The 6,787-nt window shown below is 74.9% G+C and carries 6 protein-coding genes and 1 pseudogene; 5 read left to right on the top strand and 2 right to left on the bottom strand.

Annotation, left to right across the window (positions count from 1 at the left end; genetic code table 11):
* Positions 1-6: 6 nt before the first annotated feature.
* Positions 7-741, top strand: a complete 735-nt coding sequence (locus ACXJKA_RS16605; protein ID WP_456826321.1) for an IclR family transcriptional regulator — start codon at positions 7-9, stop codon at positions 739-741.
* On the opposite strand, the gene ACXJKA_RS16610 is transcribed toward ACXJKA_RS16605, so the two are convergent.
* Positions 738-2,132 carry a malic enzyme-like NAD(P)-binding protein gene (locus ACXJKA_RS16610; RefSeq protein ID WP_456826322.1) on the bottom strand — a complete coding sequence of 465 codons (1,395 nt, stop codon included), beginning with the start codon at positions 2,130-2,132 and terminating at the stop codon, positions 738-740. The two genes, ACXJKA_RS16605 and ACXJKA_RS16610, sit on opposite strands and share 4 nt — an antisense overlap.
* Before the next feature lie 34 nt (positions 2,133-2,166).
* On the opposite strand from ACXJKA_RS16610, the gene ACXJKA_RS16615 reads away from it, so the two are divergent.
* Positions 2,167-2,991, top strand: coding sequence for a cell filamentation protein Fic (locus tag ACXJKA_RS16615; RefSeq protein ID WP_456826323.1), 825 nt, complete (start codon positions 2,167-2,169; stop codon positions 2,989-2,991).
* Between the two features lie 270 nt (positions 2,992-3,261).
* On the opposite strand, the gene ACXJKA_RS16620 is transcribed toward ACXJKA_RS16615, so the two are convergent.
* The gene (locus ACXJKA_RS16620) at positions 3,262-4,083 is read right to left on the bottom strand and encodes an HAD family hydrolase (protein ID WP_456826324.1); all 822 of its coding nucleotides are present in this window, start codon (positions 4,081-4,083) and stop codon (positions 3,262-3,264) included.
* 247 nt (positions 4,084-4,330) lie between these two features.
* Here ACXJKA_RS16620 and ssd point away from each other — a divergent pair, with 247 nt between their 5' ends.
* The 3 genes and pseudogenes from ssd to ACXJKA_RS16635 all read left to right on the top strand — a co-directional run.
* Positions 4,331-5,092: a septum site-determining protein Ssd gene (gene ssd, locus ACXJKA_RS16625; RefSeq protein ID WP_456826325.1), complete on the top strand. Its 762-nt coding sequence runs from the start codon at positions 4,331-4,333 to the stop codon at positions 5,090-5,092.
* Complete coding sequence (locus tag ACXJKA_RS16630; protein ID WP_456826326.1) at positions 5,089-6,267, top strand: TadA family conjugal transfer-associated ATPase; 1,179 nt, start codon at positions 5,089-5,091, stop codon at positions 6,265-6,267. The genes ssd and ACXJKA_RS16630 overlap by 4 nt, the downstream gene beginning before the upstream one ends.
* Positions 6,268-6,430: 163 nt before the next feature.
* Positions 6,431-6,787, top strand: a pseudogene (locus ACXJKA_RS16635) (hypothetical protein); the annotation flags it as partial.

Raw genomic sequence — 6,787 nt, forward strand, 5'->3', positions numbered from 1 at the left:
GGCGCGATGAGCGACGTCCCCGCCGCCGACGCGACGCTGCGGCTGCTGCGCCACCTGTCGCGGACCGGACCGCTGCCCGCCGCCGCCCTGGCGACCGCCCTCGACCTCCCGCGGTCGACGACCTACCACCTGCTCACGGTCCTCGCTCAGCACGGGTTCGTCGTCCACCTGCCCGAGGAACGCCGGTACGGCCTCGGGCTCGCCGCCTTCGAGCTCGGGTCCGCCTACTCCCGCCAGGCGCCGCTGGCCCGCGCCGCGCGGCCGGTGCTGGCGCGGCTCGTCGACCAGGTGGGCGAGAGCGCACACCTGGCGGTGCTGCACGGGCGGGACGTGCTCTACGTCGTCGAGGAGCGCGCCGCCGGTCGGCCGGTGCTGGTGACGGACGTCGGCGTGCGGCTGCCCGCGCACCTCACGGCCAGCGGGCGCGCGATCCTGGCCGACCTGCCGTCGGCGCAGGTCAGGGCGCTGTTCCCGAGCCGCGAGGCGTTCGTCGACCGGACGGGCGTCGGGCCTCGTCGCCTGTCGGAGCTCCGGACGGTCCTCACCGAGGTCCGCCGGGTCGGCTGGGCGCAGGAGCGCGGGGACGTCACCAGGGGGTTCGCCTCGGTCGCCGTGGCCGTCCGCGACCACACCGGGTTCCCGATCGCGGGGCTGGCGGTCACGTTCGCCGACGGCGAGGTCCCTGCGCCGCTCGTCCGCGCGACCCAGCGGGCGGTGGCCGAGCTGTCCCGGCGGGTCTAGACCTCGATCGGGGTCTGGGCCGCCTTCGTCACGGCCGCCGCGACGACCGTCGTGACCTCGGGGTTGAACACGCTCGGCACGATGTAGGTCGGGTTGAGCTCCTCGTCCGTGACCACCGACGCCAGCGCGTACGCCGCCGCCAGCAGCATGCGGCTGGTGATCCGGTGCGACTGCGCGTCGAGCAGTCCCCGGAAGACGCCGGGGAAGGCCAGGACGTTGTTGATCTGGTTGGCGAAGTCGGAGCGGCCGGTGCCGACGACGGCCGCGTACTGCGCCGCGTCGTCCGGGTCGACCTCGGGCCGGGGGTTGGCCAGGGCGAACACGATCGAGTCCTTGGCCATCGTCGAGACGTCGTGGCCCGTGATGACGTCCGGGGCCGAGACGCCGATGAAGACGTCGGCGTCCTTGAGCGCGTCCGGGATCGACCCGGTGATGCCGCGCGGGTTGGTCATGCTCGCCGTCCAGAACAGGGACTCGTCCAGCCCGGGTCGGTCCGCGCGGATGACGCCGTCGATGTCCGCGACGACGACGTCCTTGGCGCCCGCGGCGAGCAGCAGCTTGAGCACGGCCGTGCCCGCGGCACCCGCGCCCGAGAGCACGATCCGGACGGTGCCCAGGTCCTTCTTGACCACCTTGAGCGCGTTGGTCAGCGCCGCGACGACGACGATCGCTGTGCCGTGCTGGTCGTCGTGGAACACCGGGATGTCCAGGCGCTCCCGCAGCCGGCGCTCGATCTCGAAGCACCTCGGCGCCGAGAAGTCCTCGAGGTTGATGCCCGCGAACACCGGCGCGATCGCGCAGATGGTCTCGACGATCTGGTCGACATCCTGAGTGTCGAGCGCGATGGGGAAGGCGTCGATGCCCGCGAAGCGCTTGAACAGGACCGCCTTGCCCTCCATCACGGGCAGGCTGGCCAGCGGGCCGATGTTGCCGAGACCGAGCACCGCGGTGCCGTCGGTGACCACGGCGATCGTGTTGCGCTTGATGGTGAGCCGGCGCGCGTCCTCCGGGTGGGCCGCGATGGCCTCGCACACGCGCGCCACGCCCGGCGTGTAGACCATCGAGAGGTCGTCGCGGTTGCGCAGCGGGACCTTGGACTCGATCGACAGCTTTCCGCCGATGTGCATGAGGAACGTGCGGTCGCTGACGCGGTCGACGACCACGCCGTCGAGGACCTTGAGGGCCTCGACGATATCGGCCGCGTGCTGCTCTCCCCGCGTCGCGCACGTGACGTCGACGGTCATCTGCTCGTGGCCCGACGCCGTGACGTCGAGGGCGGTGACGATGCCGCCGGCCTTCTCGATCGCCGTGGTGAGCTCGCTGACGGCCGTCGGTCGGGCCTGCACCTCCAGCCGTGCCGTGATGKACGAGGAGACGCTCGGTGACACCATCTCGCCATTGTGGCCTCTCTCGTAGGGTGGGCGCGTGCTTGACCCCCTCGCGCCGTTGCTGGACCTTCCCGGCGTCGCCGACGCGGTCGAGCAGGCCCGTGTCGCGTGCGAGGAGCTGCGCTGGCACGAGGCCTATCGGCGGCGCTCGCAGGAGGTGCGCTCCGAGGCCGGCCTGCGGGTGACCCGGTCGTCCTGCGCGATCGAGGGGGTGCGCGTGCCGTTGTCCTTGGTGCGGTCGCTGGCCACCGAGGGTGGTCATGCGCCGGTCGTCGCCGGGGCGCTGCGGGCGACGGCGTTGGTGGAGAGCCTCATGCCGTCCCTGGGTTCGCGGGGTGCGGCTCCGCTGCCGCCGCTGCGCCAGCTGCTGGTGCGCGTGCACGTCGCGGCGGCCGGCGGGTGGCTGTCCGAGGGAGACATCGGACTCCTGCGGGCCGTCGAGCAGCCCCAGGACCTCACCGGTCTCGGGTGGGCTCCGGTCGGCGACGAGCTGGCCGCGCGCGTCGACCTGCTCGACCAGACCCTGCGTGCGACGAGCGTGCCGGCCCTCGTCGTCGGCGCCGTCGTGCACGGGGAGCTGCTCGCCCTGCGCCCGTTCCGCGCCGGGAACGGGCTGGTCGCCCGGGCCGTGGCGCGCCTCGTCCTGACGGCTCGCGGTCTGGACCCCACCGGTTCGGTGATCGCGGAGGCGACCTGGGCCGCCGCGCTGAACCCGTACCTCGGGGCGGCCGCGGGCTTCGCGACGGGGACTGCTGACGGGGTCGCCGCGTGGCTGCGGTCGTGCGGGGCCGCGGTGGTCGACGGTGCGCTCGAGGCCCGCGCCGTCGCGGACGCGGTGCTGGCGGGGTCGTTGGCGCCCTAGGCAGAAACGAACGACGGCGCCCAAGGGGCGCCGTCGCCAACAGCCGACCGGAAGGTGATCAGGCGTGCACCGGTGTCGGTCGCGACGGGACCAGCCCGGTCGACCTGCCCATAGGTGGGCTCTCCTGCGCGTGGGTACCCTCGCGGTCATGCAGTTGTGATCCCTTGGTACCCCAGGTCCGTGACGAGCGAAAGCCCAGACGGTGACTGCCCAGGCCAGCCGTCCGCGCCCGCCGGATGCTGGGACGACCGTCCGTGATGCGGGACGCCGTCAGGCGCGACGTCGCTGCCGGCGGACGAGGATCCACGTGAGCACGAGGGCGGCCACGACGAGCGCGATCCCGCTCGCGGACGCGATGCGCGCGGTCTTCTTGAAGGAGAACAAAGCCACCGGCCGGACGAAGGACAACGTGCCCCAGCCGCGCTCGAGCGCGAGCCGCCGCAGCGCCTTGTCGGGGTTCACCGCGAACGCGTGCCCGACCGCGCCGAGCATCGGTGCGTCGGTGATCGAGTCGGAGTAGGCGTAGCTGGCGTCGAGGTCGTACCCCTCGACCTGCGCGAGCTCACGGATGGCCGACGCCTTGTTCTCGCCGTACGCGTAGAAGTCGATCTCGCCCGTGTACCGGCCGTCGACCACGTTCATCCGGGTCGCGATGACGTGGTCCGCACCGAGGATCGCCGCGATCGGCTCGACCACCTCGGCCCCAGACGCCGACACCACGACCACGTCCCGACCTGCGGCGTGGTGGGCCTCGATCAGCGCGACGGCCTCGGCGTACACGGTGGGGTCGATCGACTCGTGCAGCGTCTCGGCCACGATGGCCGACACCTGCGCCACGTCCCATCCGGCGACCATGCGCGACAGCTCGGCGCGCAGGCGCTCCGTCTGGTCCTCGTCGGCACCGCCGAGCAGGTAGAGCACCTGCGCGTACGCCGTGCGCATCACGGACCGGCGCGTGAGCAGTCCTTGCGCGAGGAACGGGCGGGAGAAGGCGGTGGCCGACGACGTCGCGATGATCGTCTTGTCGAGGTCGAAGAACGCGGCCTCGCGCGGCGACGGCTCGGCGTCGTCCTGCGTGGGGTGCTCGTCCATGCTTCTCCGGGCCTCGGTCGTCGGGCGCGCGCGGCACCGGGAGGTGGCGCGCGGTTCGCCGCGAGCCTAGTGGCCGGGGCCGACACGTCGCCGTCGCTTCCCTGTCCGCGTGCCCGAGGCGCCCACAGCCCACGACGCTCGCATCGGCGTCCACCGATTCGCGCGTGCCCGGATCGCGTCGGGCCCGGCCGCTGCAGTGTTTCTCGTGCGCCGGCGGTCGGGTCGGGCAGGACGGAGAGGTGCACCGATGACCCCCCTCGCGGTGGCCCGCCTCGGCCTTCCCTCCCCGCCGTCGGTCGCTTCGCCGTCGCCGCGGGCGCTCGTCGTGGGCGTCGTCGGCGCCCGTGGCGGTGCAGGCGCCTCGACGCTGGCCGCGGGTGTCGCCCGTCGGTTCGCGCGGGAGACCGCGACGGTGCTGGTCGACCTCGACCGCGCGTCGGGTGGGATCGACGTCCTGCTCGGGCTCGAGGCCGCGGACGGCGTCCGTTGGCCCGATCTCGCGGACGCGCGCGGTGACGTCCCCGGCGCCGACGTGCTGGCGCTGCTGCCGCGGTGGGGTCCGTGCGCCGTGCTCAGCKCCGACCGCGAGCGGCCCGGCGCGCCCGAGCCCGCGGTCGTGGCGGACGTCCTGCACGCGCTCACGCTCGAGGCGGGCGTGCTCGTGCTCGACCTGGACCGAGCGGCGACGGTGGCGGGGGAGTCGGTGGCCGCCGTGTGCGACGCCGTCCTCGTCGTGGCGCCGCGGGACCTGCGGGCCGTCGCCGGGATCCTCGCGGTGCGGCCGCAGCTGGACGCGGTGCCGGCCTGGCTGGTCGTGCGCGGTCCCGCACCCGGTGGGCTCGGCACCGCGGACCTGTCCGCCGCGGTGCGGCTCCCGGTGCTGGGGACGCTGCCGACGGACCGGGGCGTGACAGCGGCGCTCGAGCGCGGCGGCGTGCCGAGCCGCGGGCGCCTCGCCCGTGCTGCGGCCCGGCTCGTCGGTGCCCTCGAGCGGGAGCTCGGGCGATGAGGCCCGTCGGACCCGACTTCCTCGACGCCGTCCGGGCGCGCGTCGGGCTCGACGTGGAGGCGGTCGGTGCGGCCGTCGAGGCCACCGCGCGCGACGTCGGCGCGGTGCTGGGGTCCGCCGCCCTGGGGTCGGTGACCCGGGCGGTCCGCGACGAGCTGTTCGGCGCGGGCCGGCTGCAAGCGTTCCTCGACGATCCCGAGGTGACGGACGTGCTGGTCAACGGGCCGCGCGAGGTGTGGGTCGAGCGAGCGGGCCGCCTCTCGCTCACCGGGATGGACCTCGGTGGCGCCGACGAGGTGCGCGCCCTCGCCGTGCGGCTCGCGGCAGCAGGCGGCCAACGCTTGGACGACGCCTCGCCGGCGGTCGACGCGCGGCTGCCCGACGGAACGCGGCTGCACGCCGTGCTTCCGCCCGTCGCCGACGCCGGTGCCCTGATCAGCCTGCGCGTCGTGCGGGCGCGCGCGTTCACGCTGGACCAGCTCGTGTCGTCCGGCACGCTGGCGACCGCCCTCGTCCCGGTCGTCCGGGCGCTCGTGGCCACCCGCGCGAACCTCCTGATCTCGGGCGCCACCGGCTCCGGCAAGACGACGTTGCTCGCGGCGCTGCTCTCGCTCGTGCCACCGGACGAGCGCATCGTCGTGCTCGAGGAGGCGGGCGAGCTTTCCCCGGCGCACCCGCACGTGGTCCGGCTGGTCGCCCGGCAGGCCAACGTCGACGGCGCCGGCCGGGTGGACCTCGCGGACCTGGTCCGGCACGCCCTGCGCATGCGGCCCGACCGGATCGTGCTCGGCGAGTGCCGCGGTGCCGAGGTCCGCGAGGTTCTGGCCGCCATGAACACCGGGCACGACGGCGGCTGCGCCACCGTGCACGCCAACGCCGCAGCGGACGTTCCGGCGCGGCTCGAGGCGCTCGCGGCGCTGGCGGGGATGTCGCGCGACGCCGTCGCGGCGCAGGCGTCGAGCGCGTTCGAYGCCGTGCTCCACCTTCGCCGGGCCGCCGCGGACCGGGGTCGGCGGTACGTGGCGGAGGTCGGCGTCGTCCGTCGAGATGCGTCCGGTGCGCTCGAGGTGGCGTGCGCGCTGCGCTGCGACCCGGCGGGCGTGACCGCGTCCGGGCCGGGGTGGCCCGGGCTGGCCGCGAGGCTCGGACTCGCGGCGATCGGTGGGGCGCGGTGAGCCTGCAGGTCGGCGTCACCAGGCTCGGGCCCGCCGAGATCGGTGTGGCCCGGTGAGCATGCTCGTTGGGGTGCTCGTGGCGCTCGCGATCTGGGTCGCCGGTGGCCCGCGAGGTCGGCCGGTGCGCGGACGGTCGGCTCGGACAGCACCGGAGGCCGGTTCTGTGCCTGCCGGTCCGACGAGCAACGACCTCTCGGCCGTCCTGCTCGCGACCTCCGCGCAGCTGCGGGCCGGGGCGAGTCCGGCCGACGCCTGGGGCCGTGCGCTCGGTGACCCGTCGGCAGGATCCGTACCGGCCGAGGCGGCGCTCCTCGCGGCCATCGTTCCGACCGGCAGGCGGCGGACGCGGACGGCGCCGCCCCGGTCGCGCTGGCGACGTGGCCGGCCGGGTGATGGCGACCTCCAGCGGGCGCGGGCCGTCGTCGCGGCGGCCCGGCTGTCGGACGAGCTCGGGGCGCCCCTGTCCGGCGTGCTCGACCGGATCGCCTCGGCGGTCGCGGCAGACGAGGAGGCCGAGGGC

The sequence above is a fragment of the Cellulomonas sp. P5_E12 genome (assembly GCF_054049315.1).